Genomic DNA, 23,688 nt, shown 5'->3' with positions numbered 1-23,688 from the left:
CTTCCGCCGTTCTCCCTGCTGAAAACTTGGGCGCGGCCGCCCGGCGTCTGTGTGAGCAAAACGCCTATGGGTGCATACCATGATAAGGACCTAGAACGAGGAAGGAGACAACAAAGTGAAAATTCACATTGCTCAAAAAGGCGATACCATGTGGAAAATCGCGGAAGAGTACGGTGTCGATTTTCAGGAGCTGCTTCGCGCAAACAGTCAATTGAAAAATCCCGATCGGATTTCACCTGGTGTCAAAATAAAGCTGCCGGCTAAACAAGTCCCGCTCAAATCACGTGAAGATGCCCGCCCGGCTGAAGAGGTGGAGGAGAAGACGCAGGACCTGCCTTCTGCAAAAGCAGCAGAGAGTGCACTGAAAGACACAGCGGCGGTGCCGACGGTACAAACCGTATCGTCTGCGGAAAAAGTGACGAGTGCCAGTCCGGTTCCTCCCGCCAGGTGGCCAAGGTGGCCAGGAGAGCACTATCCAGTCGTACAGCCGGGCAATACCTACCAAAACTATGCGCCGATGAGTGTCAGCCCGTATGATCACGTCATGCTGCCCGCCTATCCGCAAGGTCAGGTACCGATGATTCCCCCGATTCCTTATCCGCAGATCATGCCGCAATATATGCTGCCAGCCGTACAAATGTATCAAGACCCTTCCATGTATTACGGCTCCCAGGGCTACTATGGGGGGCCGATGAACCAACCGGCGCTTGCTCCCTACCAGATGCCTGCAAATGATCCGGAAACGGCATTGTCAACGCAGTATCCGTCCGCCATGACGGGCTCGGCGGGCGCTCGGGAATCCCACTATTTTCACAATGAGGCAATGGCCAGGATACACCCATACGGACAGGTCCAGGATACGTCCTACTATCATCATCACGAGCCGGCGAGCCGGTCCCATTGCGGCTGCTCGAGCAGCGGCATGTCTCAACCGGCGGTCCCCTCCTACATGAAAGGCTCCGCTTTTCCGCCTTACTACGGGATGCCGCCTGCGCCAGCACCTGACGTATCGCCCAATTGGAGTCACTCTTACGATGAATCCTCCTCCTCTTATTAAGGGGCATACCTATGAATAAAGCGTTTCTTCCCACTTTTGAACGAGTCTTTCGGGTTCATATATACGGGGTGAAGCAGCGCAGAAATGTTTACATGTTTAGGACGAATCGCGGCATGTGGGTGGTCAAGGGCTATAAGGATGAGGAAAAGGCACAATGGGTGACCGCTGTTGCTGAGCAGCTGCGGGCGAGGGGATTCACCAGGACGGTGGAGTACGTCCAAAGTGCCAGCGGGGATACCGTAATCCCGATCGGGTCTGCCTATTACACGGTGATGAAAGCGATTGACGGCGACGAAGCCAGCTACATGTCATTGACCGACGTCAAGAGAGCAATAGCGACCCTGGCCAGGTTCCATCTTGCAGCGCGAGGTTTTCCGCCTGCCCCGGATATGTTCTACTACAAACCGCCGCTCATCGAAAAGTGGGAGTCGCGGCTGGCCGATTTTGAGGAGATCGCACATTCGGTCGAGCAAAAAGGGGCGCAAAACCGCTTTGAAGAGCTGGTGCTAAAAATGGCTCCTGAGGTGTTGGAAGACGGCTACCAAATCATCAAGAATGCCTGTTACCTGCCGCTGCTCCCGGAGATCCACCAGGCCGCGATTTTCGGGACGCTTGCGCATCGGGACGTCGCCAGCCACAATTTCCTGATCAAGGCCCAGGGAAGCTGCTACATGATTGATCTGGATACGGTAAACTACGACATGCAGTTGGTGGACGTCGTCCAATTGATCAGTCGAATGATGCTGCTTCAGGGTTATGAGATGTCTGCCTTCTCGCAGGCGATTGAGCAATACATCAAGATCTGTCCGCTGTCTGACTCGCAGATTAAACTGATTCATCAACTGCTGCGTTACCCCGACAACTTTTTGCGCGAAGTGACCGGCGTCTACCTGAAACGGCCGGGGTACAATCTTCGCGGAGTGATGCAGCTCCTGCAATTGGAATACAAGCTGCGAAACCGGCGACGGCAGTTTCTGCAGGCTGAGCAGCCGCTGCATACAGGCGGAGGATGGGCAGGCTACCTTGGAGCAGGCTGAAACGAGTGACAAACAGCGAAAAAAGCTGACGACGCGAAGTCATCAGCTTTTTTTGTTTCGGCCTGCGTTACCCTAGTTGTACGTCAAAGGCGTCTTCCAGAACAGAGGCCGGCAGGTAAAGGCGGCTGTTCATGACTTTTGCTTCCACAGGAACATCCTTCCCGTTGATGTTGGCCTGGGAAGCGTACAGGATGTAGACGAGCTTGGCATCGCCTTTGGTCAGCGTCACCTGCTGGGTCTTGGCATCGTAATCCACAGTGATGCCGGCTGAGACCGCGGTAGCCCGCACGGGAACCAGAGCGTCTTCTTTTGGTGCTTCCTGAGCCGGGACGGAAGGCTGGGAAGCTTCGTCTTTTGCGGTCAGGTCGAGCGAATACTTGGCAAAGCCGTCTGACTCCTCGGCCAAAAATTTCATGCCGCCCATTTTTTCCGCGAACGGCTTCGCGTCGACGGAGGTTCGGAACGTCACGGTTACGTCGCCTTTGATTGGCACGAACGACCAGTTATTGTCTGCAGTCGGATTGATCGTCTTGTTTGAAGTGATGTAGTCGATAATGATTTGACGGGTTTCGTCCGGCGAATCGACGACGATGTTTTTGCCGTCCAGACCGGGGAAGTTTCCTCCTCCCCCTGCCCGGTAGTTGTTGGTCGCAACGAGGAACTTTTGTTCCTTTGTCACCGGTTTGCCGTCGTACTGCAGGTTTTTGATCCGGTTTGCGCTGGGATTGACCAGCGTGCCCTTCAGATCGTAACGAGACGGCTCCGTCAGATCGATTTGATACGTGACGCCGTCGATGATGTCGAAGTTGTACGTCGGGAAGTTTTCATTGACAAGCGGCTGTTCGCCCAACTTGTTCGGATCAATTTGGTTAAACTGGCCGGCTGAGCGCTCCAGCCATTCTTTCAACTGGCTGCCGTCGACGAGCACCGCTTTTGCCGTATTCGGGTAGACGTACAAGTCAGCCACGTTTTTCACTGCCAGCGTGCCGGCCGGGATGTTGGTGTAGTAACTTGCGCCGTTGCGCCCGCCGGCTTTAAACGGGGCACCTGCGGAAAGTACGGGGATGCCGTCGTATTCCGTGCCCTGGATGTTCTTTTCGATGTACCATTTTTGCGCATTTGTAACGATTTGGACGGATGGATCGTCATGTACTAATGAGAAGAAGCTGTTGATCGGAGCCGTCGTCGTGCCGACAGGTCCGCGCACGTATTCAAGCGTTTTGGCGTGCTCGTCTTTTACCGCGTCGACGATCTCCTGGTCGACTTCCACTAGCGGTTTCTTATTGGTTTTGTCGTAGATGGGGCGCGCCTCCGACTGGGCGTCGACGACTTTCCATTTGCCGTCCACCTGCTGCAGGGTCAGATCGACGACGCCGAGATGATCTCCCCAGAAGCCGGGCATGACGGCAGGAATTCCGTTGATCGTCCCCTTGGCGGTATCCACGCCCGGGATGCCTTCAAAGTCTGCGCTTGGGAACAGCTTGTGGGCGTGACCGAAGAGGATCGCATCGATGCCCGGCACGCTGCTAAGATAGTAGGTGGCATTTTCGTCATTGCCTTGCGGCGTTGCCTGTTCGAATCCGGAGTGCGGGATGGCGACAATGATATCGGCGCCTTCCGCTTTCATTTTGGGCACGAATTTTTTCGCCGTTTCGACGATGTCCTTGGCGATCACTTTGCCTTCCAGATTGGCTTTGTCCCAATTCATGATTTGCGGCGGCGTAAAGGCGATCACCCCTACCTTGAGCGAAACGTCCTTGCCGTTTTCGTCTTTGAACGTCCTGGTTAGGATTTTGTAAGGCTCAAAGTAGTTTTTGTCGTTGTCCGGGTTGCCGTCCTTGTCGTCGTAGTAGACGTTGGCGTTGACGACGGGAAAATTGGCGCCGGACAAGCTCTGTCCCAGAAAGTCGAGGCCGTAGTTGAACTCGTGGTTTCCGATTCCCCCGGCATCGTACTCAAGCAGGTTCATCGCCTTGTACACGGGGTGAGTCTCCCCTGGCTTAAGCGGATTGATTTTGGCAACGTAATCGCCCAGCGGATTCCCTTGAATCAGGTCGCCGTTGTCGAACAGCATGCTGTTCTCGACTTCCTGCCGGGCGGCGATGATCAAGGACGCGGTCTTCGCCAGGCCAAATTCGTCCGTCGGCATGTCCTGGTAGTAGTCGTAGTTGACGATGTTCGTGTGGATGTCAGTCGTTTCCAAGAGTCTCAGCTTCAGCGTCGGCCCCTGGGACTCTGCGCCCACCAGCCCCGGCAGGACGAGGGTGCCGAGGAGCAGAGACACGGCCAGAAAACTGCTGGTAATCCCCTTTTTGTTCAAGATGAATCCTCCCTCTATGATCAGATGATCGTATCACAATTTGATATTAGCATATGCGATTCCTCTCGAGTAATGAATTTTCGTAAAGCTTTCATAGAATGGGGAGGATTTGACGGGAAATCTATGGATTTCAGCCTGCAGCCCGGTTATTGAAGGCGCAGCCTTGAAAATCCTGAAAACTGCGAGGATTCCGCTTTTTATCCTGATCGCCTGCCATGATAGAATAAAAGGGCGACGTGTTCGCTATTGTCGTAGTCTAAAAAGGAATCCAGGCACTCCTGCAGATGGACGGAGGGCTGGAAAAGGAGGAATTGACGATGAAGACAATCACAGCGGAGAAACGAGCATTGCATGGAAAGAGCGGAGCAAAAAAAATCCGCAAAGCTGGTCGTGTTCCGGGAGTGCTGTACGGTGCAGACCAAGAATCGCAGCTGCTACAGGTCGACGGACGACAGCTTGTGGCGATGATTCGGGCGAATGGCATAAACCGCCCGTTTCGATTGAAAGTGGGCGCTGCCGAAGTGCCGGTCATGATCGCCGAAATGCAGCAAAAGCCGATGTTGCCCGATATACTGCACATTGATTTCAAGCAGATTAACATGAACCAAGGGATTTCTGCCAGCGTTCCGCTGGTCCTGACCGGCAAACCGGATTCAGGGCAGGCGATGCTTCACGCCCATGAGATTACCGTCAATTGTTTGCCAAGTGATATCCCGGCTGAACTGCCCATCTCGGTCGAGGGGCTCCACGTTGGCGATACCGTAACGGTTGCCGATCTGAAAGGGTTAAAAAACGTGGAGATTTTGCAAGAGCCCGGGGCTGTCCTGGTCACGATCGTGGAGGCAATGGCAGCCGCAGATAATGCCGGCGAAGAGGCAGAGGAATAAGGATTGCGAGTTTTATAGACAACGTATAACGACCCCTTTTCATGGCGAAACTGAAAGAAAAGCCGTAAAAGGGGTATCTTTATGAAGCGAATTGGGAAATTACTGATTGTTTCCGCTATGGCAATCGGGGTGATTGGCGGCACACCCTATTTGGCAAACGTGATCAAAACTTGGCAGCAACCGACAGACCAGTCGGCCGTCGGGCGACTTGAGGCTGAACAAATAGAGCTTGTCCTGCGCCGTTCCTACCTGTGCGGAACCAAGGATGAAGAGAAGCAGCTGACGACCGGGAAGTCTGCAGAACAACTTCTCTCCGTATACGCGGACTGGGAGATCGTCTCGGTCGAGCCTGACAGGCTGGTCCTGCACAAGCAGGTAAACGATCTTTCCCCCGTCTGCAAAGAGAACGGCTATTTTGGTGTTTCACCGGATGGCATGCTGGCGCTGTTTAACGGAGTGCCGAGCGAGAACAAGGTCATCCAGACTTTTTACCAGATCAATACCGACCGGATGGAGGCGAGTCTGCCGAAGGAAGAGATCGAACACCTCAAAAGCGGCATCAGGGTACGGGATCTGGCGGAATACAACAGCATTTTGTCTACATACAGCGAATTTCAGCTGCACAGGCAGGAAAAGAAAAGCCAGTAGCATGGTGCTTGCCGACGCGCTTTTGGCAAAGGTACAATAGGACGAGATCGATCTACAAGCGCGATGGGGAGGGGCTGCCGTGTACCGTTGGCTGTTGGCTGTTGTTGCCGTCATGACGGCAACGGCTATTGCCGGAGAATTGAAGTTCAGCCCATTTTTTGGCGCTTTTCGCATCAGCCTGGGGAGCGCTGTTTTCTATTTCATGCTGCTGTTGTTTCGGCCCAAATACCTGCCGGTGGTGGGTGTGCTGGTCGGGGCTTTCGTCAGCCTGTTTCGGATGACGCTGGACTGGGGCATGGGTGTGACAGAGACCTGGGCACAGAGCTACACCGCGCACATGCCGTCTGCCTGGTATTACATCGCGTTTGCCCTACTGCTGCAGTTCGTGCGATATCCCCGCTTTCTGTCGTCTCCGCTGATGCTGGGACTGCTTGGCGGAGCGATTGATTTTACCTCCAATCTGGTGGAGCTGGCGGCCCGCATGCTGCTGGAAGGGCGAGAAATCGACCCGATCGCCAATTCGTCGCTCTTGTTCCTGCTCGGGCTGCTGCGCAGCTTTTTTGTCGTGGGGATTTACAATATTTTTGAAATCCGTCAGCTGCGAGCAGTCAGCCGTGAACAGCAAAAGCGGATGGAAACGCTGCTGCTGATCTTGTCCGAACTGCATGAGGAGCGGCTTTATCTGCAGAAAATGATGAAACATGTCGAACAGATTACGGCTGGAAGCTACAAGCTGTACCGCAGTTTGGCGGGAGACGGGCGGGCGCGTGAAGCCCTGCGGCTGGCAGAAGAAGTGCATGAGGTGAAGAAAGACGCACAGCGGATCGTGGCCGGCCTGTCCAAGCTGATCAAACAGGAGCGGGTAACCAAGCGCATGACCCTGCAGGATGTCGCGCAGTTGGTGGCGAAGGCGAACACAAAATACGCGGAACATTTGGGGAAGTCGGTTGATATCGAATTCCGGGTGCAGGGCAACCGGGTAACAAATCGGTTTTATTCCCTGCTTTCGGTCATGAACAACATCGTCGCCAACGCGATAGAGGCCATCAGGGATGAAGGCAGAATCACCATCGATATCTTTCCGCGCGGGGAAGACATCTGGATCGAGATCAGCGATGACGGACCAGGAATTGTCCAAGCGGACCGCGAATTGATCTTTCAACCGGGATACACCACCAAGTACGATCACGCCGGAAACGCCTCCACAGGCATCGGTTTGACCTATGTAAAATCAACGCTGGACGAATTGGCCGGCTCTGTCGAAGTGACGGAAAGCAGGTGGGGCGGTGCGCTGTTCCGCATCGTCATTCCGATCAGCTCGCTTACGGCCGGGATCGGCAAAGTGACGGAGGTGACAGGACCATGACGAGCTTCTTTCTGATCGACGACGATGTTGCCGCCCGGCGCATGCTGGCGACGATCATCGAGGACAGCGATCTGGGCCGGGTGGTCAGCGAGGCGGAGGATGGCTACGAGATTGAACAAACGGTAATGCGCTACGCTCCTGACGTGCTGATCATCGATTACCTGATGCCAAAACAGGACGGGATCGAGACGATCCGCCGCCTCAGCGGGCTCGGGTTTGCCGGCAAGATCGTCATGCTTTCCCAGGTAGAGCACAAGGAGATGGTGAGTGAAGCCTACCAGCAGGGCATCGAATACTACATCCACAAACCGATTAACCGAATGGAGGTCGTAGCGGTTTTGCGGAAGGTGATGGAGCGAATTCATCTGGAAGAGTCGATCCGGCAAATTCGCCGGTCTCTGGCCTGGATGGACCCAGGCTCTGCGCCGGAGGACAGAGGGAGACATGAGCAGACTGTCAGCAGCATTGCCCGCAGCATTTTGACCGAGCTGGGAGTCGTCGGCGAGGCGGGATGCCGGGATGTAACCCAGATCATCCAGACGCTGATTGACAGCGGATTCCTCTACGACGAACGCAATTTTCCCGCCTTGAAGGATCTGTATGCCAGCATTCTGCCTGACGCCCCTTCTTCCACCCTGGTCGAAAAAGAGGTGAAGGCGATTGAACAGCGCGTCCGCCGCACGGTAGCCCAAGCGTTGCTCAACGTCGCTTCGCTTGGCTTGACCGACTACGGCAATCCGACGTTTGAAGGGTATGCCACCAGGTACTTCGACTTTGCCGACGTGCGGCAAAAGATGAGGGAGATTGAAGAAGAGGAACCGTACTCCCGCGTCCGGCTCAATTTAAAAAAATTTTTGTATGCGCTCTACCTGGATGTGACGGCAAAGGCAAAATCCTGATTCGGCAAAAGGCGTCAACTTTTGCCAACATAATCAGCCTCATTTCGCCCATAATGAATCGTAACGGCGTCTAAAAAGGGGGAGTCTGTGTATGTCTTCAATGCCACGCGGAAGCTACAAAGACCAGTTCCACCAGCGCTTGTACGTTCAGCTGAACCAGGGGCACAACAAGCTTGATTACCGCAGAATCAGCATGATTCAGAGCGACATGCGCGAGGGCGTGGACGAATACGCCCACATGCAGCATGACATCAGCGATGCCCTGGGGATGAACAAACACTAGCCGCGCCGTCAGGCCTGACCCGTATCCGGGTTGGGTTTTCTTGTTTTCTGCAGGACGAGGGGAAATGCATGTTCGCTTTTGCTTCGCGTTGTGATACAGTTAAAGGGAGTATGAAGAAAGAAAAGCGGAGAGTAAAGATGCGAATATTAGGAATTGACCCAGGAATTGCCATCGTCGGATTCGGTTTCATCGAAAAAACCGGCAGCCGGATCAAACCTGTCCAGTATGGCAGTATCCAGACGCCGGCCGGCTTGACCGTATCCGTCAGGCTCAAGCAGATCTTTGAGGCGATGCAGCGCTTGATCGAGACGTATCAGCCGGATGAGATGGCGGTGGAGAAGCTGTACTTTAACCGCAATGTGACGACGGCCTTTACCGTCGGCCAGGCTCGCGGCGTCATTTTGTTGGCCGCCGAGATGGCGGGAGTCCCGATCTACGAATACACTCCGCTGCAAGTAAAGCAAGCCGTGACAGGGTACGGTGCGGCCGACAAAAAGCAGATCCAGGAGATGGTGCGCCTGCTGCTGCACCTGAAAGAGACGCCCAAGCCGGACGACGTAGCGGATGCGCTGGCGATCGCGCTTACCCATGAGCAGTTTCGCCCATATATCGACATAGCGGAAGGGGTTCGAACATGATTGATTTTATCGAAGGGGCGATCGCCTACATCGATTCTGAATACATAGTCGTGGAAACAGCGGGAATTGGCTACCGGCTGTTCTGCCCCAACCCTTACGCATTCGTTTCGCGCGAGGGACATCAGCAGCGTTTTTTTACCCATCACCACGTGCGCGAAGACGCGATCAGCCTGTACGGTTTTGGGTCGCGCGACGAGCGGGACTTGTTTCGCCGCCTGCTGGACGTGACGGGGATCGGCCCGAAGGGAGCGCTGGCGATATTGTCCGCGGCGACACCCGAGCAAATCGTCATGGCTGTAGAGCAGGAAAATGTTGCGTACCTGACCAAGTTTCCCGGCATCGGGAAAAAGACGGCACAGCGGATGATTCTCGATTTGAAAGACAAGCTGAAGGGCTTTACGCCCTCTTTCATCACATCTGCTGCCGCTGCCATGACCGCTTCTCCTGAAGCCGGAGCCGGCAGCCTGCAGGAGGCGCTGGAAGCGTTGACCGCTCTTGGCTACACGGATGCGGAACTGGTTAAAGTAAAGGGAGCGCTGGCTGAACAGGCCCAGCAGGGCGGCACTGTCGAACAGCTGATCAAACAAGCTCTGGCGCTTTTGGCAAGGGGGTAGAAAAAGGTGGAGGAGCGGATTATTACCACTCACATGCAGTGGGAGGATGAAGGGACCGATCTCAGTCTTCGCCCCCGCTATCTGTCGGAATACATCGGGCAGCAGCAGGTAAAAGAGAACCTGAAAGTCTTTATCGAAGCGGCAAAAATGCGGCGGGAAGCCTTGGATCACGTTCTGCTGTACGGTCCGCCGGGTCTGGGTAAGACGACGCTGTCGCAGATCATCGCAAATGAGCTGGGGGTGGGCATCAGGACCACGTCCGGACCTGCCATCGAGCGCCCGGGCGATCTGGCGGCCATTCTGACCAATTTGCAGGAAGGCGACGTCTTGTTCATCGATGAAATTCACCGCCTGAACCGCAGCGTGGAAGAAGTGCTCTACCCGGCGATGGAGGATTTTGAGCTGGACATCATCATTGGCAAAGGGCCGAGTGCCCGCAGCGTCAGGTTGGACCTGCCGCCGTTTACCCTGATCGGCGCGACGACGAGAGCGGGACTGCTCTCATCGCCGCTGCGGGACCGCTTTGGCGTGGTCAACCGGCTGGAATTCTACACCGTCGAAGAGCTGGCATTTATCGTCAGCCGGGCCGCCGACATCCTGCAGATCGGCATAGCCGAGGGGGGCGCTGTCGAGATCGCGAAGCGTTCCCGCGGCACTCCGCGGGTCGCCAACCGGCTGCTGAAGCGCGTCCGCGACTTTGCCCAGGTAAGCGGCGAAGGGGTAATTACCGAAGAGACCGCCAGAGAAGCGCTGCTGCGGCTGCAGGTAGACGCCTGCGGGCTGGACAACATCGATCACAAGCTGCTGCTGGCGATTATGGATCAGTTCGCCGGCGGACCGGTCGGACTGGACACGATTGCCGCGACGATCGGGGAAGAGGCCCAGACGGTTGAAGACGTATGTGAACCGTACCTGCTGCAGATCGGCTTTTTGCAGCGGACTCCGCGCGGGCGTATGGTCACCCCGGCGGCATACCAACATTTTGGACGGGAGATGAAAGCGTGAATCCGGTTGCCAAAGTACTCATTATTGTTGGAGTGGTGCTGGTCATAGCAGGACTTCTTTGGCAGGTGGGAGGGCGGTTTTTCCCGCTTGGCCGCCTGCCTGGCGACATCGTCGTCGAGAAGCCGGGCTTCCGGTTTTACTTTCCGATTGTTACCTGTATTGTGATCAGTGTCGTGCTGTCGCTGATCAGCTATTTGTTTCGGCTGTTTAAATAAGCGAGGGAGGACCTGATGCGTTCTGCCTCGTTTCTCCTTTTTGGACGGAAACCAGGAAGGAATTGGCTCATTTTTTGTCGAATCAATCAGTTTGATCCGTAAAAAATCGACAAGCGAGTCAGTCTGGGGAGGGGAACGAGGCGCGATGAAAACGTACAGGATAGCGAAGCGGGCCTTTTTTTTGGCAAGCGCTCTGGCTTTGGCTATCGGTTTCAATAGCGGGCCTGCGGATGCGGCGGAAAAAAACATCCGGGTCGCACTGTTTATCGACGACGGGCAGGGGTACCGAAATACGATCCCTGCCGTTACACTGGAGAGTCCGAACGACCTGAAAGTGGAGCTGTCCGGGAATGGCGGAAGTTACCAGCTTCCACGGGTTCGCTCGGCTCGCTTCGCTGTGGACCAATTTGCCATCGTAGCTCTGGAGACGGGCAATCTGACAGAAGCGGAGCGAATCGCCCAACAGCTCAGCAAACAAAAGAAAGACGCCTCGATCACGGTGGAGACGCGCGGCGAGGGTCCGCTGTACCGCGTGGTCAGCGGTTCGTTTCAGACGCTGGAGCAGGCCAATGCCGGAGTTCAGGCAGTAGCCGGGATCACCGGGAAAACGCCAAAGGTTACGGGGCCGTATCATCTCGAGGCGAACACGTTCCCGACCCGAAGCGAGGCGGAGCAGTGGGAGGCGAAGTTTGAAAGCTCCGGTATCTCCGCTCATACAGTCCTCGTTGAGAGAGGCAATGATCTGGCCTATGCCGTCTGGGTGGGTGATGAGGTGTCGGAGGCCGCCCGGGATCGCCTGGCGCAAAAGGTCTCCGGCATGTACCCTGGCTTTGGCTACAGGCAGCCTGCCGATACCGCTTATACGCTCGTCGACAAAGAGGTTGTCGGGAGCGAGCTGATCGATCGGTACGTCTTTTCTCCCCGTGCAAGGCTAAGCGTGACGGCTGCGAATGGCGGCGGCGTGCCGCTGGTCACGGTGGTGGAAAGGGAGGGGCGGCAGTACCGCGGTACGATCGAACTGTCCGCGTACAAGGGAAAATTGGCAGTGGTCAACGACTTGCCCTTGGATGAATACCTGTACGGCGTCGTCGGGGCGGAAATGGCCACCGGTTGGCCGCTGGAAGCGCTGAAAGCGCAAGCCGTGCTGGCCCGGACCCGGGCTGTCAGCCAGGGGAACAAGTACGGGATCGCCAATCTGTCCGATACGGTGCTGGAGCAGGCCTACTACGGGTACGGCAAGGAGGCGGGAGACATTCGCCGCGCCGTCGACGAGACGTCTGATGAAGTGATCAAATACCGGGGCAAGGTGATTGAAGCCCTGTTTTACTCCAATGCCGGCGGCCTGACCGCCGATGGGACAGAAGCCTGGGGAAACGCTGTGCCGTATCTCAGGCCGGTGGAAAGCAAGGACACGTATCCCCAGGAGACAGCCAATACGTGGTATCTGGTAGAGCTTGCCGACGGTACGATCGGCTACGTCCGCCATGACTACATCAACCTGCTGCCGACGAGAAACGCGGCGGGGCTGCAACTCGGGGAAGTGAATACCGACAACCTCAACCTGCGTACGGGACCAAGCCCGACGGTCTTCAAAAGTCTGTTCACGCTGCCGGCGGGAACCCAGGTGACGGTGATTACCTCTGTTCCGGAGGAGAATGCTTACTCGTGGACGCGCGGCCCATACACGCCGCAGGAGATCACTGCGATGATCAACGCCAGTCAGCAGCGCAACGGAGGCGCCACGTTCGGAGTGCCGATTTCTCAATTGGAAGTGACAAAGCGCGGCCCGTCAGGACGCGTATTGGCGATGACTGCAAACGGAATGGCGATCGCCGTGTCCTCTCCCGACTCTTTCCGCTCCGTCTTTCAGCAGGGCACAAGCAGCCTGCGCAGCACAAAATTCGACGTGGAGCAGATGGGAACGCTCTTCGTGCTGGGAGCAAACGGCCAGCTCGTCACACGTTCCAACCAGGGAGGCGCCTTGCAGGCGATTGGCGCAGGCTATTCGCGGCCAGTCGGCCTCGGCGGAGCGGGCGAGGACTTCCTCGTCTTCGACGGCAGGCAGTGGCGCGTGGCTTCCAAGCAGCAGAAGTTTTTAATCCGCGGATTCGGAAACGGGCACGGACTAGGCCTTTCCCAGTACGGAGCAAAGGCGATGGCCGAGGACGGGTATGACTACATCCAAATCTTGCAACACTACTATTCAGACGTAACGATTGAACCGTAAGTTTGACCTCATAAGGAGCACATGCACGTGGACATTAACCTTTTTGATTTTGACCTGCCGGAACATCTGATCGCACAGCACCCGCTGCCGGAGCGCACGGCGTCGCGGCTGCTGGTGCTGCACAAAGATACCGGGGAGATCGAACACAAAAGCTTTACCGATCTGATTCACTACCTGGAACCGGGCGATCTGTTGGTGTTGAATGACAGCCGCGTGCTGCCTGCCCGCCTGATTGGGGTGAAGGCCGAAACCGGAGCGAAGGTGGAAGTTTTGCTGCTCAAATCTCTAGGGGATGACCGCTGGGAGACTTTGGTGAAGCCTGGAAAAAGAGTCAAGCCCGGCACACAGATCCAGTTCGGTGACGGCGCCCTGCGCTGCGTTTGCGAGGACGTGACGGAAGCGGGAGGGCGAATCGTCCGCTTCCACTACCAGGGCGTCTTCTACGAAGTGCTGGACCGACTCGGAACGATGCCGCTGCCGCCGTACATCCACTCCCAGCTGGACGACCAGGAACGATATCAAACGGTTTACGCCAGGGAGCGCGGCTCTGCTGCGGCGCCGACCGCCGGACTGCACTTTACCCGTGAATACCTGCAGCAGCTCGAGCAAAAAGGCGTGCAGTTGGCGTTTATTACCCTGCATGTCGGCCTCGGCACCTTTCGGCCGGTCAGTTCAGAGAATATCGAAGAACATGTCATGCACGCTGAGTACTACGATATATCGCCGCAGACGGCAGAGCTTATCAACCAGGCCAAGGCGGACGGCAAACGGGTGATCGCCGTTGGAACCACCTCCTGCCGAACGTTGGAGACGGTTGGACAGGCACATCAGGGAAAAGTGGCGGCAGATTCGGGCTGGACGGATATCTTCATCCGCCCCGGCTACACGTTTTCGGTGATCGACGGCCTGTTGACGAACTTTCATCTGCCCAAGTCAACCCTGGTCATGCTGGTCAGCGCGCTCGCAGGGCGGGAGAGGGTGCTGTCCGCCTACCGCAGTGCGGTCGCCCATGAGTATCGGTTCTTCAGCTTTGGCGACGCCATGCTGATCTTGTAAAGAAAAGAGGATATTTTGAAGGGGGTGTTTTTCGGACATGACTGTCCGGGAACGCCCCTTTCTATGTTAGATATATTTTAGGCAAAGACAGGAAATACTGGAGGGGAAAGCCGTTTAAGTACTAGGCACAGGGGATCGATCTGATGGTAAAGAACATCAAAATAAGTGCACGTCAATTTTTCGTCTTGGTTGCTTTCTACTCCATCGGCACCTCTATCTTGATTATTCCCGGACCGCTTGCCGAAATGGTCAAACAGGACGCCTGGATCGCGGGAATTGCAGGTGTGGGCATAAGTTTGTTATTGGTCTGGCTGTACAGCTCGCTCGGAAGCCGCCTCCCCGAACTGACCTTGGTTGAAATGTGTGAAAAAATTCTGGGGAAGTGGCTGGGCAAGGCAGTCTCGGCGACTTTTGTATTCTTTGCTTTGATTGAAGCGGCAGAGTTGTTGTACTTTCTCGGTGACTTTCTGACTACGCAAATCATGCCTCGAACCCCGCCTGAAGCGATCAACATTCTGGTCTTCACGGTGGTCATTCTGGCTGTGCGCCTTGGACTTGAACCTTTGGCGCGGACGGCAGAAATTTTTTTCCCTATTTTGTCGTACTGTTTTTGATTTTGACCATTTCGATTTTGCCCCAGATGAAATTTCAGAATCAGCTTCCCGTCTTCACAGATACGGGATTCAGGAGGATGGTGCATGCTTCGCTGTATTTCATAAGTATTTTTTCCATGACAATCGTCATACTGATGATGGTCTTTCCCGTCTCGGTAGCTCAGTTGAAGCAGGGGAAGAAGGCTTTTTATATTGGACTCTTGACAGGAGGGCTTGTGTTAATAGTCATGATCGTGCTGACGATAACGGTGCTCGGAGCCGAAGTTGCGGCGAGACATCATTTTCCCAGCTACGTCTTGGCCAAGAAGATACGGGTGTCTAACAAAAACAAAACGGGTCTTGACCTATTTTTGGCGGAACTTTCCTTGTGATTCATTGCCAATCACACTATAATAGAGATTGCTTATATCTTACATGACGTCACGACAGATTGAGGAGTGCACAAGTTTGGCCGTACGCTACGAATTGTTAAAAACCTGCAAGCAGACGGGAGCCCGACTGGGCAAGCTGCATACTCCGCACGGAACGATTGACACTCCTGTGTTTATGCCGGTAGGCACGCAGGCAACGGTCAAGACGATGAGCCCGGAAGAGGTTCGCGAGATGGGCGCGGGGATTATTCTCAGCAATACATACCACTTGTTTTTACGGCCGGGGCATGAAATTGTCCGCGAAGCTGGCGGCCTGCACCGCTTTATGAATTGGCCGGGAGCGATTCTGACGGACAGCGGAGGATTTCAGGTCTTTAGCTTGAGCAACCTGCGAAAAATCACAGAGGAAGGGGTTTCCTTTCGCTCCCATCTGAACGGCGAAAAGCTGTTTATCGGCCCGGAAGAGGCGACTCAAATTCAGAACGCTTTGGGAGCGGACATCATTATGGCGTTTGATGAATGCGCCCCGTATCCGGCGGAGTACGATTACGTCAAGAAGTCGATGGAGCGGACGACACGCTGGGCCGAGCGCTGTTTGCGAGCCCACGCCAGACCCGATGAACAGGCGCTGTTTGGCATCGTCCAGGGCGGCATGTATGCGGATTTGCGCGAGCAGAGTGCACGCGAACTGACGGCACTTGACTTTCCCGGATACGCCATCGGGGGACTCAGCGTAGGTGAGCCGTTTTCCCTGATGTACGAGATGCTCGACTGCACGGTTCCGCTGCTCCCCACAAACAAACCGCGCTATCTGATGGGAGTCGGTTCTCCAGACGCGCTGTTGGAAGGGGCAATCCGCGGCATCGACATGTTTGACTGCGTGCTGCCGACGCGTATCGCCCGCAATGGGACATGCATGACAAGCCAGGGCCGACTGGTGATCCGCAACGCCAAATACGCACGCGATTTTTCACCGCTCGACCCGGAGTGCGACTGTTACACCTGCAAGAATTACACCCGCGCTTACATTCGCCACTTGATTAAAGCGGAGGAGACGTTCGGCATTCGGCTGACGACCTACCACAATCTCTACTTTCTCGTCAAATTGATGGAGAAGGTGCGCCAGGCGATTGCGATGGATCGGCTGGGCGATTTCCGGGACCAGTTTTTCGCTCAATACGGGTTGGGTGAAGATAGATCTTTTTAGACAAGAGGAGGATATTGCATGACAGGAATTGAAAGCTTTTTACCGCTGATTATTATGGTTTTAATTTTTTACTTCCTGTTAATTCGTCCCCAGCAAAAGCGCAACAAACAGCGCAATGCGATGCTCGCTGCGCTGAAAAAAGGGGATAAGGTGGTAACCATTGGCGGGATGCACGGCACGATTCAGGATATTGACGACAATACGGTCACACTGCGCGTCGCTCACAATGTAAACGTTACCTATGACCGCGGAGCAGTCAACAACGTGCTGAGCACTTCCAGCAGCAGCGAGGCTGCAGCTCCGGCAGCATCGGCAAAAGAAGAGTAGTTTTGCCACGAAAAAAAGCAGGTCATCTCAGCCTGCTTTTTTTCGTCCTTCGGGGATACTAACGGCGGGCAGTCATGTTGACCCCGATCACGCCGCCCAGAGCGCTGATGAGAAAGGCGCCCAACAAGTAAAACAAGGTCATCAGTCTCATCGGCGCATCAAAGCCGAGAAACCCGATTAACAGCACGAGCATGAAATAGGTGATCCCGGTCAGGCCGCCGTAATACCAGCCGCGGTTCATGCAGCGCCGGCCGGTGATGATGCCGCCGAGCAGAAGACTGATGATGTTGATCGTGTACGTAAAGTATGGCAGCGAACTTTCTTTCAGATCTGTAAAAGAGAGCAGGATAGCAGTCAATAAAGATCCGGTTAATACCAGTCCGAGCGTAAATAGAAGCCCCGTTGCGATTGAGGCGGACGTGCTTCGCAAGCAAAACCCTCCTTCTCATTTGGTTTCTACCATCTATATGAATGGCTTATCCAGCTTATTCATCTCTTCATTGAACTATGGAGCAAATTTTGTGTATGATGGATGATGGAATAGATGGGGGTGAGCGAAATGATCAAAACCTATTTTTACAATCACTCGGAAAAGAAAATGTACCATGATGTGGATCTGGGTACAAAAGACGAGTGGCTTCGGTCACCCGAAGATTTGCTGTGGATCGATTTGTATGACGTTGGAAATGACGAATTGCAATATATCGCCAAAATTTTTGACTTCCACCCCTTGGCCATCGAGGATTGTCTGCACGTAAGTCCCCGGGCCAAGGTGGACCAGTACGAGGGGTACTACTTCTTCGTCTTCCACGCGCTGCGATACAACGAGGAGAGCGACGACGAGATTACCACTCTGGAACTGAACGTCTTCCTGGGTCCCAATTACATTGTAACGATTCACAAATCGCCGATGAACACGATTGGACGCATTGCAAAGCAGTGTCACCGGAGCATGGCGTGGATGAACCGCGGGCCCGACTACCTGCTCTACTCGATCGTGGACGGCATCACGGATGAGTACTTTCCGATCATGGACCGCATCAGCGTGCGGATCGACGAGCTGGAAGATGAAATCTTTGAGCATCAAATGGAAGAGATCACGGAAGAGTTCCTGGCTCTGAAACGGACGATCATCTTGATCAGGCGGGTGATTTTGCCGCAGAAGCGGATTTTTGCCAACGTAAACGGGCGCTACTCTTTCGACATTTCCGAAGAGAACATGCCGTTTTACACCGATTTGACGGATCACCTGGAACGCCTGGCTGATTCGACTGAAACCTTTCGCGATTTGGTGAACGGCGCACTTGACACGTACTACACGATCATCAACGCCAAGACGACGGAGACCATGCGTGTCTTGACAATCATCTCCACTATCTTCCTCCCGCTTACGTTTATCACCGGGTTGTTTGGGATGAATACGTTTAGCTGGCTGGGGGTGGAGGCAGAACCGATCATGTTTGTGATTGCCTTCATCGTCATGACGGTTGTGCCTCTCGGGATGCTGCGCGTGTTCAAAAAACGCAAGTGGCTGTAATCCCTAGCGGCGGGGAAAGAACACCGAGAGCTGCTCGCCGATCCAGGGGATGCGCCGGACGTCCTGCTTGCCCAGGACCCGCATGCCGACCAAGAGGACCACATACAAGAGAAAGCAGGAACCGGAACTGAGCAGCAGCTTCTTGATGAGCGGCAAATCGTAGAACAGATGGTTCGCCATGTAAGAGCCGGCATAACCCATGGCGAGCATGGCGGCGCCAATTTTACAAAACTCGGAAAAGTTGATGGTAAACCCGATTGCTTTGACCAGACTGGCAAAATGCAGGAGTGTGCCCAGCGTAATGCCCAGGTTCAGCGCGATGATCGCACCATGGATGCCGAACGCCGGGTGGGCTGTGGCGACAAACATGGCGAGCAGCTTGACGGCGGAGCTGAACAAGGTGTTCCGAAATACCGTGCCCGCGTAATCCAGCCCCTGCAGGGCAGCAGCCAGCGGAGTCTGAAAGAACAAGAACACGGAGAACAGGGCCATCTCCCTCAGCAGCACCCCCACTTCCCGGTTTCCGTACAGCAGCTGGCAGAGCGGTTCGGCAAAGACGAACAGCAGCACGGCGCAGGGAGCCCCGATGACCAAAGTAATTCGCATCGCCTGGTAGATGCGGCGGTGGACCAGCGTACTGTTCTTTTGGAATGCTGCCTCCGACACGGCGGGAACCAGCGAGATGGACAGCGAATAGGTCAAAAAAGTAGGGAAGAGCAGCAAGGGAACGGCCATACCGGCAAATTTTCCGTACAGGCTGGTCGCCTCATGGGCTTGATACCCTGCTACCAGGAGGGCAAACGGAACGATCATGGGCTCCAATACGTATGCAATCGAGCCGACGAGTCGGCTCATCGTGACTGGCAGGGACATGCTCAAAAGCTGCCGCAGGTTCTCTCGATTTTGCTTCAGAGACGCCAGCAGCGGCAGTTGAAACAGACGCTCGGCTGTTTGCCGCCCCTGCCGGCGGAATTGCCAAAACATGTACAATAAACCGGCGGTTTCGCCAAAAATAATGCTGGCGACCGCACCGGCAGCGGCGTACTCTACGCCGTTATCCATAAACGTGACGGTCATTACGACGACGAGGGCCATCCGCACGATCTGTTCCAGCAGTTGGGAGGTGGCCGTCGGTGTCATGTTGTGTTTGCCTTGAAAGTAGCCGCGCAGAACGGCAGAAAAACTGGCCAGCGGAATGACCGGCAGCGAGGCCAGCAAGGCCCAGTAGGCGCGTTCGTCAGAAAACAGCCAGCCGGTCAGCGTTCGGGCTCCCAGGTACAGGATGAGACAGAGTGTCAAGCTGAGGGCCCCCGTAAGCGTCAGGGAGAGGACCAGCAGGCGCTTGGTCTTGCGGAAATCCCCGGCCGCTTCGCTCTCTGCTACTTGTTTGGCGATCGCCACGGGAAGGCCGAGCGTGGTCAATGTAATGAGAAAGTACATCAGCGGCACGACCATTTGGTACAGGCCCATGCCTTCGGCGCCGATAATCCTGGAGAGGACGACCCGGTTGATAAAGCCGAGGATTCGCGTGGCTGCCCCGGCGACAATTAAGATGACCGTACCGTAAAAAAACGATTGTCTCATGGGATGGTCCTTTCTTTTCCGAAAAATAGAGTTGAGAAAAGGAAGTTGAAGATTCTATTTTAAGAATATGGACGTGCCCGCCGGGTCATGACAATTTTGCAAAGGAGAGATGAAAGATGGAGTTTCCCGTTGATGCAAGTGAGGAGCTGAAGGCAGAGGTACACATGCTGTGTCAAAGCAAGGCCCAGGAGTTCGCCCTGCTCGGGTACGACAACATTACACCCGATGATATCTGGAAGTGTGTTTCTGCTTCCTATAAAGAGATTCCGCCAAAACATCAACTGGTAAACGACATCCTTTCGCTGAAGGCAACCAAGTACATGAATTGGTTACTGGTAAATATGTATAAAAACCCAGACAACTTCATTTGACACGCTTTTCACAGGTTGGCTATAATGGGCGTGTTGGTTAGAAAACGGCTTTTTTATTTTTTGTGGGGGACAACCCGCTTGGAAAAGGGAAAGGGGCATTTTCGCACATGATTAAATGGAGTAGGTTCGTGCTCTTCCTGATCGTACTGGCCGCATTGGCTGGTCTGGTGATAACGACGACCGTACCGGTATCGAAGAACATCGTACTCGGTCTCGATCTTCAGGGCGGATTTGAGATTCTATATAAGGTAGAGCCGCTAGAAGCAGGACAGAAAGTGACGACAGATCTTTTGAAAGCGACTGCTTCGATGGTAGAGAAACGGGTCAATGTCGGGGGCGTTCAAGAGCCGGAGGTTACGATCGAAAATCCGGACCGGGTGCGCGTAAAGCTGGCCGGGGTGACTGACCAGGAGAAGATGCGCAGCTTGATCGGCAAGCCTGCCGTGCTGACGTTCCGCGACGAACAAGGGAACATCGTGCTGCAAGGAAGCGACCTCGCTCCAGGGGGAGCCAAGGTCGGCTTTGACGATTTGAAACGTCCCAAAATTTTGCTGAAGTTTGCAAATGCCAGCAAATTTGCCGACGTGACGAAAAACAACCTGGGGAAAACGGTCGCCATCTACCTGGATGACCAGATGCTGACCAACCCGCGGATCAACAGCGTGATTACAGGCGGCAACGCCGAAATAACCGGATCGTACACCCTCCAGGAAGCAAACGAACTGGCCGGGATTCTCAACGCCGGGGCGCTGCCGTCCAAACTGGTAGAGCTGTCGGCCAACTCGGTCGGCGCCAGCCTTGGGCAAATGGCGCTGCAGAAGACGATCTACGCCGGATACATCGGCGGTGCCGTCATCTTCTTGTTCATGCTGCTGGTCTACCGCATGCCGGGCATGATCGCCAACATCACCTTGATCGGTTTTACGTATTTCTGTCTATTGGTGCTGGATTGGATGCACGCCACGTTAACACTGCCAGGTATCGCCGGTTTTATTCTCTCCGTCGGAATGGCGGTCGACGCCAACATCATCACGTATGAACGCATCCAGGAAGAGATCAAGAGCGGCAAGACGATATTGTCTGCGTTCCGCGCGGGTCAGCGACGCTCGTTTATTACGATTATCGACTCCCATGTGACGACGATCATCGCCGCGCTTGTGCTGCTGTACGTCGGGACAAGTTCCATCCAGGGCTTTGCGACCATCTTGATCATGACGTTGATCGTCAGTTTGATCACCAACGTATTTGGCTCCCGCTTCTTGCTTTGGCTGCTCATCAAGGCCAACATGTTTAGGAAGCCTGCCTGGTACGGGGTAAAGGAGAGTGAAATACATGAGCTCTAATCCGCAAGATACCATGATTCGGTTTGATATTGTGAAAAATAGGAGAAAGTTCTACTTTCTATCAGCGGTGATTTTGATACTGGGGTTAGTCTTCACGCTGATTTTAGGGCTGGATCTCGGTGTTGACTTCAAGGCTGGAACGCGTTTGGACCTGTACATTGGCAAGGAGTTTAACGTTGGCGATATCGAAACGGTCCTGCACAAAGAGGTGCCGGACGTGAAGTTTAAAGACGTGACCAAGACGGGGGATAAAAACCTGTGGGCGACCACGACTTTTGACCAGCCGATCCCCAAAGACAAGTTGGAAGCCATTCAGGCAGAGTTGAAACAAAAGTACGGTGACCAAGTGGAGCGGCAGGAGTCGACGGTAGACCCGATCATCGCCGACGAAATGGTGAAAAAGGCAGTGATTGCCCTGGTGCTCGCGTCGATTGGGATCGCCGTCTACATTGCGTTTCGCTTTCAGTATTTGTTCGGGATTGCCTGTATCGTCTCGCTCGTTCATGACGCGTTTATCCCGATAGCGATGTTTTCGATCTTCCGGATTGAAGTTGACCTGACCTTCGTCGCAGCAATCTTGACGATTGTCGGGTACTCGATTAACGACACGATTGTTATTTTTGACCGGATTCGGGAAAACTTAAGAACGATGAAAGTGAAAACAGTTGAGGACCTCGAACATATTGTAAATGTGAGCTTGTGGCAAACGATGCGACGCTCCATTTTCACCGTCTTTACGGTCTTTGTAGCCGCACTGTCGATTGCCATCTTCGGCAGTGAAGGTATTCGCAACTTCTCGCTCGCACTGATCTTCGGTCTGGTGAGCGGAACGTACTCCTCGATCTTTATTGCCGCCCAGGTATGGGTGACGTTGAAAAAACGCGAAATGGGAAAAAAACGGCTAAAACCGGCAGCAAATCCGAACCAGAGTTAGTACGAGGCCGCGGAGCGATCCGCGGCTTTTCCTACAGGATAAGAAAGGATCATTTCCTGAGACAGCTTCCTTATCCTGCATGAAAGGCTTCCTCTAAAGAAGGACTCGACTGCTTCTTCGAGGAGGCTTCCATTGAAGCTTTTCTTAACGAGGAGGGATGATGATGGAGGATCGCTTGGCAAAGGCACAGTTCGGAGCCTGGGTAGGCATCGTCGGCAACTTGGGTCTGGCCGCAGCGAAGCTGATCATCGGGCTTGTTGCCGAGTCCCGTGCGCTGATTGCGGACGCGGCTCATTCCGCCTCCGATGTAGTCGGCTCTGTTGCTGTTCTCATCGGCCTGCGGGCTGCCGAGAGACCGCCTGATGAGGATCACCCGTACGGCCACGGCAAGGCGGAATCGATCGCCGCCATTATCGTGTCGGTGCTGCTGGTGATCGTCGGTTTTGAAATCGGTTACAAGTCGATCCAATCCATGCTGGTGCCGGTGGCAGCCCCGGGGATGCTGGCGATTTGGGCTGCCGTGTTTTCAATGGCGGTAAAAGAGTGGATGTACCGTTACAAATACAATCTGGGAAAAAAACTGAACAGCCAGTCGCTGATCGCCAACGCTCTGGAGCACCGATCCGATGTTTTTTCTTCCTTTGCGGCGCTGGTTGGCATCGGCGGCGCGGTACTGGGCGAATACCTGGGTGTCGGCTGGATGGTGTACCTCGATCCGGTTGCCGGCGTATTCGTCTCCCTGCTCGTCCTGAAGATGGCCTACAAGATCCTGAAGGAGTCGATTCACAACACGCTTGATCACGTGCTGCACAGCGAAGAGACTGTCCCGATGATGCAGACGGTGGAAGCAGTGCCCGGCGTGATCCGGATCGACGACCTGCGGGCGAGAGAACACGGCCATTACGTCATCGTCGACGTGAAGGTGAGCGTCGATCCGCAGATCACCGTGGAGCAGGGACACAGCATTGGCAAGCAGGTAAAACAGGAGCTGATGGACCGATTTGAACGGGTGCGGGACGTGTTTGTGCACATTAACCCGTACGACTCTGTCTTTCCGTTTTCTTCTGGCGCTGCAGGCCACGAGGAGCGCGACGTGATCCATTGATAGCGGTTTGTTCTGTGTATTGTCAGCCTCCCCCCCATTTTAT

Annotated in this window: 23 protein-coding genes and 1 pseudogene; 21 read left to right on the top strand and 3 right to left on the bottom strand. The window is 54.7% G+C overall.

Going from position 1 to position 23,688, the window contains the following annotated elements; genetic code table 11:
* The first annotated feature begins 115 nt into the window (after positions 1 to 115).
* Entirely contained in the window at positions 116 to 1,057 is a 942-nt protein-coding gene (safA, locus tag HGBM_RS32045; protein WP_019120130.1) for a SafA/ExsA family spore coat assembly protein, read from the top strand.
* An 11-nt stretch (positions 1,058 to 1,068) separates the two neighbouring features.
* Entirely contained in the window at positions 1,069 to 2,094 is a 1,026-nt protein-coding gene (locus HGBM_RS05710; protein WP_019120129.1) for a phosphotransferase, read from the top strand.
* Positions 2,095 to 2,161: 67 nt separating this feature from the next.
* Here HGBM_RS05710 and HGBM_RS26700 read toward each other — a convergent pair whose 3' ends face one another.
* Entirely contained in the window at positions 2,162 to 4,414 is a 2,253-nt protein-coding gene (locus HGBM_RS26700) for a bifunctional 2',3'-cyclic-nucleotide 2'-phosphodiesterase/3'-nucleotidase (protein WP_019120128.1), read from the bottom strand.
* Positions 4,415 to 4,731: 317 nt separating this feature from the next.
* Between HGBM_RS26700 and HGBM_RS05700 the strand changes: the two genes are divergently transcribed.
* The 14 genes and pseudogenes from HGBM_RS05700 (at position 4,732) to yajC (ending at position 16,771) form a co-directional block, all read left to right on the top strand.
* Positions 4,732 to 5,301, top strand: coding sequence for a 50S ribosomal protein L25 (locus HGBM_RS05700; RefSeq protein WP_026074234.1), 570 nt, complete (start codon positions 4,732 to 4,734; stop codon positions 5,299 to 5,301).
* A gap of 81 nt (positions 5,302 to 5,382) precedes the next feature.
* Entirely contained in the window at positions 5,383 to 5,949 is a 567-nt protein-coding gene (locus HGBM_RS26695) for a BofC C-terminal domain-containing protein (RefSeq protein ID WP_019120126.1), read from the top strand.
* A gap of 79 nt (positions 5,950 to 6,028) precedes the next feature.
* Entirely contained in the window at positions 6,029 to 7,315 is a 1,287-nt protein-coding gene (locus tag HGBM_RS26690; protein WP_019120125.1) for a sensor histidine kinase, read from the top strand.
* On the top strand, positions 7,312 to 8,214 hold the full coding sequence (locus HGBM_RS05685; protein ID WP_019120124.1) for a response regulator: 903 nt from the start codon (positions 7,312 to 7,314) through the stop codon (positions 8,212 to 8,214). Before HGBM_RS26690 ends, HGBM_RS05685 begins: the two co-directional genes overlap by 4 nt.
* Before the next feature lie 91 nt (positions 8,215 to 8,305).
* Complete coding sequence (locus HGBM_RS05680) at positions 8,306 to 8,497, top strand: hypothetical protein (RefSeq protein WP_019120123.1); 192 nt, start codon at positions 8,306 to 8,308, stop codon at positions 8,495 to 8,497.
* 137 nt (positions 8,498 to 8,634) lie between these two features.
* On the top strand, positions 8,635 to 9,135 hold the full coding sequence (gene ruvC / locus HGBM_RS05675; protein WP_026074233.1) for a crossover junction endodeoxyribonuclease RuvC: 501 nt from the start codon (positions 8,635 to 8,637) through the stop codon (positions 9,133 to 9,135).
* Positions 9,132 to 9,749 carry a Holliday junction branch migration protein RuvA gene (gene ruvA / locus HGBM_RS05670; protein ID WP_019120121.1) on the top strand — a complete coding sequence of 206 codons (618 nt, stop codon included), beginning with the start codon at positions 9,132 to 9,134 and terminating at the stop codon, positions 9,747 to 9,749. Before ruvC ends, ruvA begins: the two co-directional genes overlap by 4 nt.
* A gap of 6 nt (positions 9,750 to 9,755) precedes the next feature.
* Complete coding sequence (gene ruvB, locus HGBM_RS05665; protein ID WP_019120120.1) at positions 9,756 to 10,754, top strand: Holliday junction branch migration DNA helicase RuvB; 999 nt, start codon at positions 9,756 to 9,758, stop codon at positions 10,752 to 10,754.
* Entirely contained in the window at positions 10,751 to 10,969 is a 219-nt protein-coding gene (locus tag HGBM_RS05660) for a DUF2905 domain-containing protein (RefSeq protein WP_019120119.1), read from the top strand. Before ruvB ends, HGBM_RS05660 begins: the two co-directional genes overlap by 4 nt.
* Positions 10,970 to 11,114: 145 nt before the next feature.
* A complete protein-coding gene (locus HGBM_RS05655) occupies positions 11,115 to 13,196 on the top strand; it encodes a SpoIID/LytB domain-containing protein (RefSeq protein ID WP_051029622.1) in 2,082 nt (693 codons plus the stop codon).
* 27 nt (positions 13,197 to 13,223) lie between these two features.
* A complete protein-coding gene (queA, locus tag HGBM_RS05650; protein ID WP_019120117.1) occupies positions 13,224 to 14,252 on the top strand; it encodes a tRNA preQ1(34) S-adenosylmethionine ribosyltransferase-isomerase QueA in 1,029 nt (342 codons plus the stop codon).
* Positions 14,253 to 14,395: 143 nt separating this feature from the next.
* Positions 14,396 to 15,237 (top strand): annotated as a pseudogene (locus HGBM_RS32420) (GerAB/ArcD/ProY family transporter).
* 76 nt (positions 15,238 to 15,313) lie between these two features.
* Positions 15,314 to 16,444 (top strand): tRNA guanosine(34) transglycosylase Tgt, encoded by a 1,131-nt coding sequence (gene tgt / locus HGBM_RS05640; RefSeq protein ID WP_019120116.1) that lies wholly within the window; start codon positions 15,314 to 15,316, stop codon positions 16,442 to 16,444.
* 18 nt (positions 16,445 to 16,462) lie between these two features.
* Entirely contained in the window at positions 16,463 to 16,771 is a 309-nt protein-coding gene (yajC, locus tag HGBM_RS05635) for a preprotein translocase subunit YajC (RefSeq protein ID WP_019120115.1), read from the top strand.
* 58 nt (positions 16,772 to 16,829) lie between these two features.
* On the opposite strand, the gene HGBM_RS05630 is transcribed toward yajC, so the two are convergent.
* Positions 16,830 to 17,201 (bottom strand): TIGR04086 family membrane protein, encoded by a 372-nt coding sequence (locus tag HGBM_RS05630; RefSeq protein WP_019120114.1) that lies wholly within the window; start codon positions 17,199 to 17,201, stop codon positions 16,830 to 16,832.
* Between the two features lie 129 nt (positions 17,202 to 17,330).
* On the opposite strand from HGBM_RS05630, the gene corA reads away from it, so the two are divergent.
* A complete protein-coding gene (corA, locus tag HGBM_RS05625; protein WP_019120113.1) occupies positions 17,331 to 18,308 on the top strand; it encodes a magnesium/cobalt transporter CorA in 978 nt (325 codons plus the stop codon).
* 3 nt (positions 18,309 to 18,311) lie between these two features.
* Here corA and spoVB read toward each other — a convergent pair whose 3' ends face one another.
* Positions 18,312 to 19,892: a stage V sporulation protein B gene (gene spoVB, locus HGBM_RS05620; RefSeq protein ID WP_019120112.1), complete on the bottom strand. Its 1,581-nt coding sequence runs from the start codon at positions 19,890 to 19,892 to the stop codon at positions 18,312 to 18,314.
* A gap of 116 nt (positions 19,893 to 20,008) precedes the next feature.
* Between spoVB and HGBM_RS05615 the strand changes: the two genes are divergently transcribed.
* The 4 genes from HGBM_RS05615 (at position 20,009) to HGBM_RS05600 (ending at position 23,645) form a co-directional block, all read left to right on the top strand.
* Positions 20,009 to 20,263, top strand: a complete 255-nt coding sequence (locus tag HGBM_RS05615) for a post-transcriptional regulator (protein WP_019120111.1) — start codon at positions 20,009 to 20,011, stop codon at positions 20,261 to 20,263.
* Positions 20,264 to 20,370: 107 nt separating this feature from the next.
* A complete protein-coding gene (gene secD / locus HGBM_RS05610) occupies positions 20,371 to 21,606 on the top strand; it encodes a protein translocase subunit SecD (RefSeq protein ID WP_081590092.1) in 1,236 nt (411 codons plus the stop codon).
* A complete protein-coding gene (secF, locus tag HGBM_RS26680; RefSeq protein ID WP_019120109.1) occupies positions 21,596 to 22,540 on the top strand; it encodes a protein translocase subunit SecF in 945 nt (314 codons plus the stop codon). Before secD ends, secF begins: the two co-directional genes overlap by 11 nt.
* 163 nt (positions 22,541 to 22,703) lie before the next feature.
* The gene (locus tag HGBM_RS05600) at positions 22,704 to 23,645 is read left to right on the top strand and encodes a cation diffusion facilitator family transporter (RefSeq protein WP_019120108.1); all 942 of its coding nucleotides are present in this window, start codon (positions 22,704 to 22,706) and stop codon (positions 23,643 to 23,645) included.
* Positions 23,646 to 23,688 lie beyond the last annotated feature (43 nt).

The sequence above is a fragment of the Brevibacillus massiliensis genome, from assembly GCF_000311785.1.
GTDB lineage: Bacteria > Bacillota > Bacilli > Brevibacillales > Brevibacillaceae > Brevibacillus_C > Brevibacillus_C massiliensis.
The sequence above is the reverse complement of the archived record's forward strand: the minus strand, read 5'-3'. Positions and strand labels throughout refer to the sequence as shown.

Coding starts and splice junctions, on each gene's coding strand:
- HGBM_RS05615 (WP_019120111.1), top strand. CDS start 20,009: ATGGAGTTTCCCGTTGATGCAAGTGAGGAGCTGAAGGCAGAGGTACAC.
- yajC (WP_019120115.1), top strand. CDS start 16,463: ATGACAGGAATTGAAAGCTTTTTACCGCTGATTATTATGGTTTTAATT.
- HGBM_RS05700 (WP_026074234.1), top strand. CDS start 4,732: ATGAAGACAATCACAGCGGAGAAACGAGCATTGCATGGAAAGAGCGGA.
- HGBM_RS05680 (WP_019120123.1), top strand. CDS start 8,306: ATGTCTTCAATGCCACGCGGAAGCTACAAAGACCAGTTCCACCAGCGC.
- corA (WP_019120113.1), top strand. CDS start 17,331: ATGATCAAAACCTATTTTTACAATCACTCGGAAAAGAAAATGTACCAT.
- spoVB (WP_019120112.1), bottom strand. CDS start 19,892: ATGAGACAATCGTTTTTTTACGGTACGGTCATCTTAATTGTCGCCGGG.
- secF (WP_019120109.1), top strand. CDS start 21,596: ATGAGCTCTAATCCGCAAGATACCATGATTCGGTTTGATATTGTGAAA.
- HGBM_RS05600 (WP_019120108.1), top strand. CDS start 22,704: ATGGAGGATCGCTTGGCAAAGGCACAGTTCGGAGCCTGGGTAGGCATC.
- secD (WP_081590092.1), top strand. CDS start 20,371: ATGATTAAATGGAGTAGGTTCGTGCTCTTCCTGATCGTACTGGCCGCA.
- ruvC (WP_026074233.1), top strand. CDS start 8,635: ATGCGAATATTAGGAATTGACCCAGGAATTGCCATCGTCGGATTCGGT.
- HGBM_RS26695 (WP_019120126.1), top strand. CDS start 5,383: ATGAAGCGAATTGGGAAATTACTGATTGTTTCCGCTATGGCAATCGGG.
- HGBM_RS05710 (WP_019120129.1), top strand. CDS start 1,069: ATGAATAAAGCGTTTCTTCCCACTTTTGAACGAGTCTTTCGGGTTCAT.
- ruvA (WP_019120121.1), top strand. CDS start 9,132: ATGATTGATTTTATCGAAGGGGCGATCGCCTACATCGATTCTGAATAC.
- HGBM_RS05655 (WP_051029622.1), top strand. CDS start 11,115: ATGAAAACGTACAGGATAGCGAAGCGGGCCTTTTTTTTGGCAAGCGCT.
- HGBM_RS05685 (WP_019120124.1), top strand. CDS start 7,312: ATGACGAGCTTCTTTCTGATCGACGACGATGTTGCCGCCCGGCGCATG.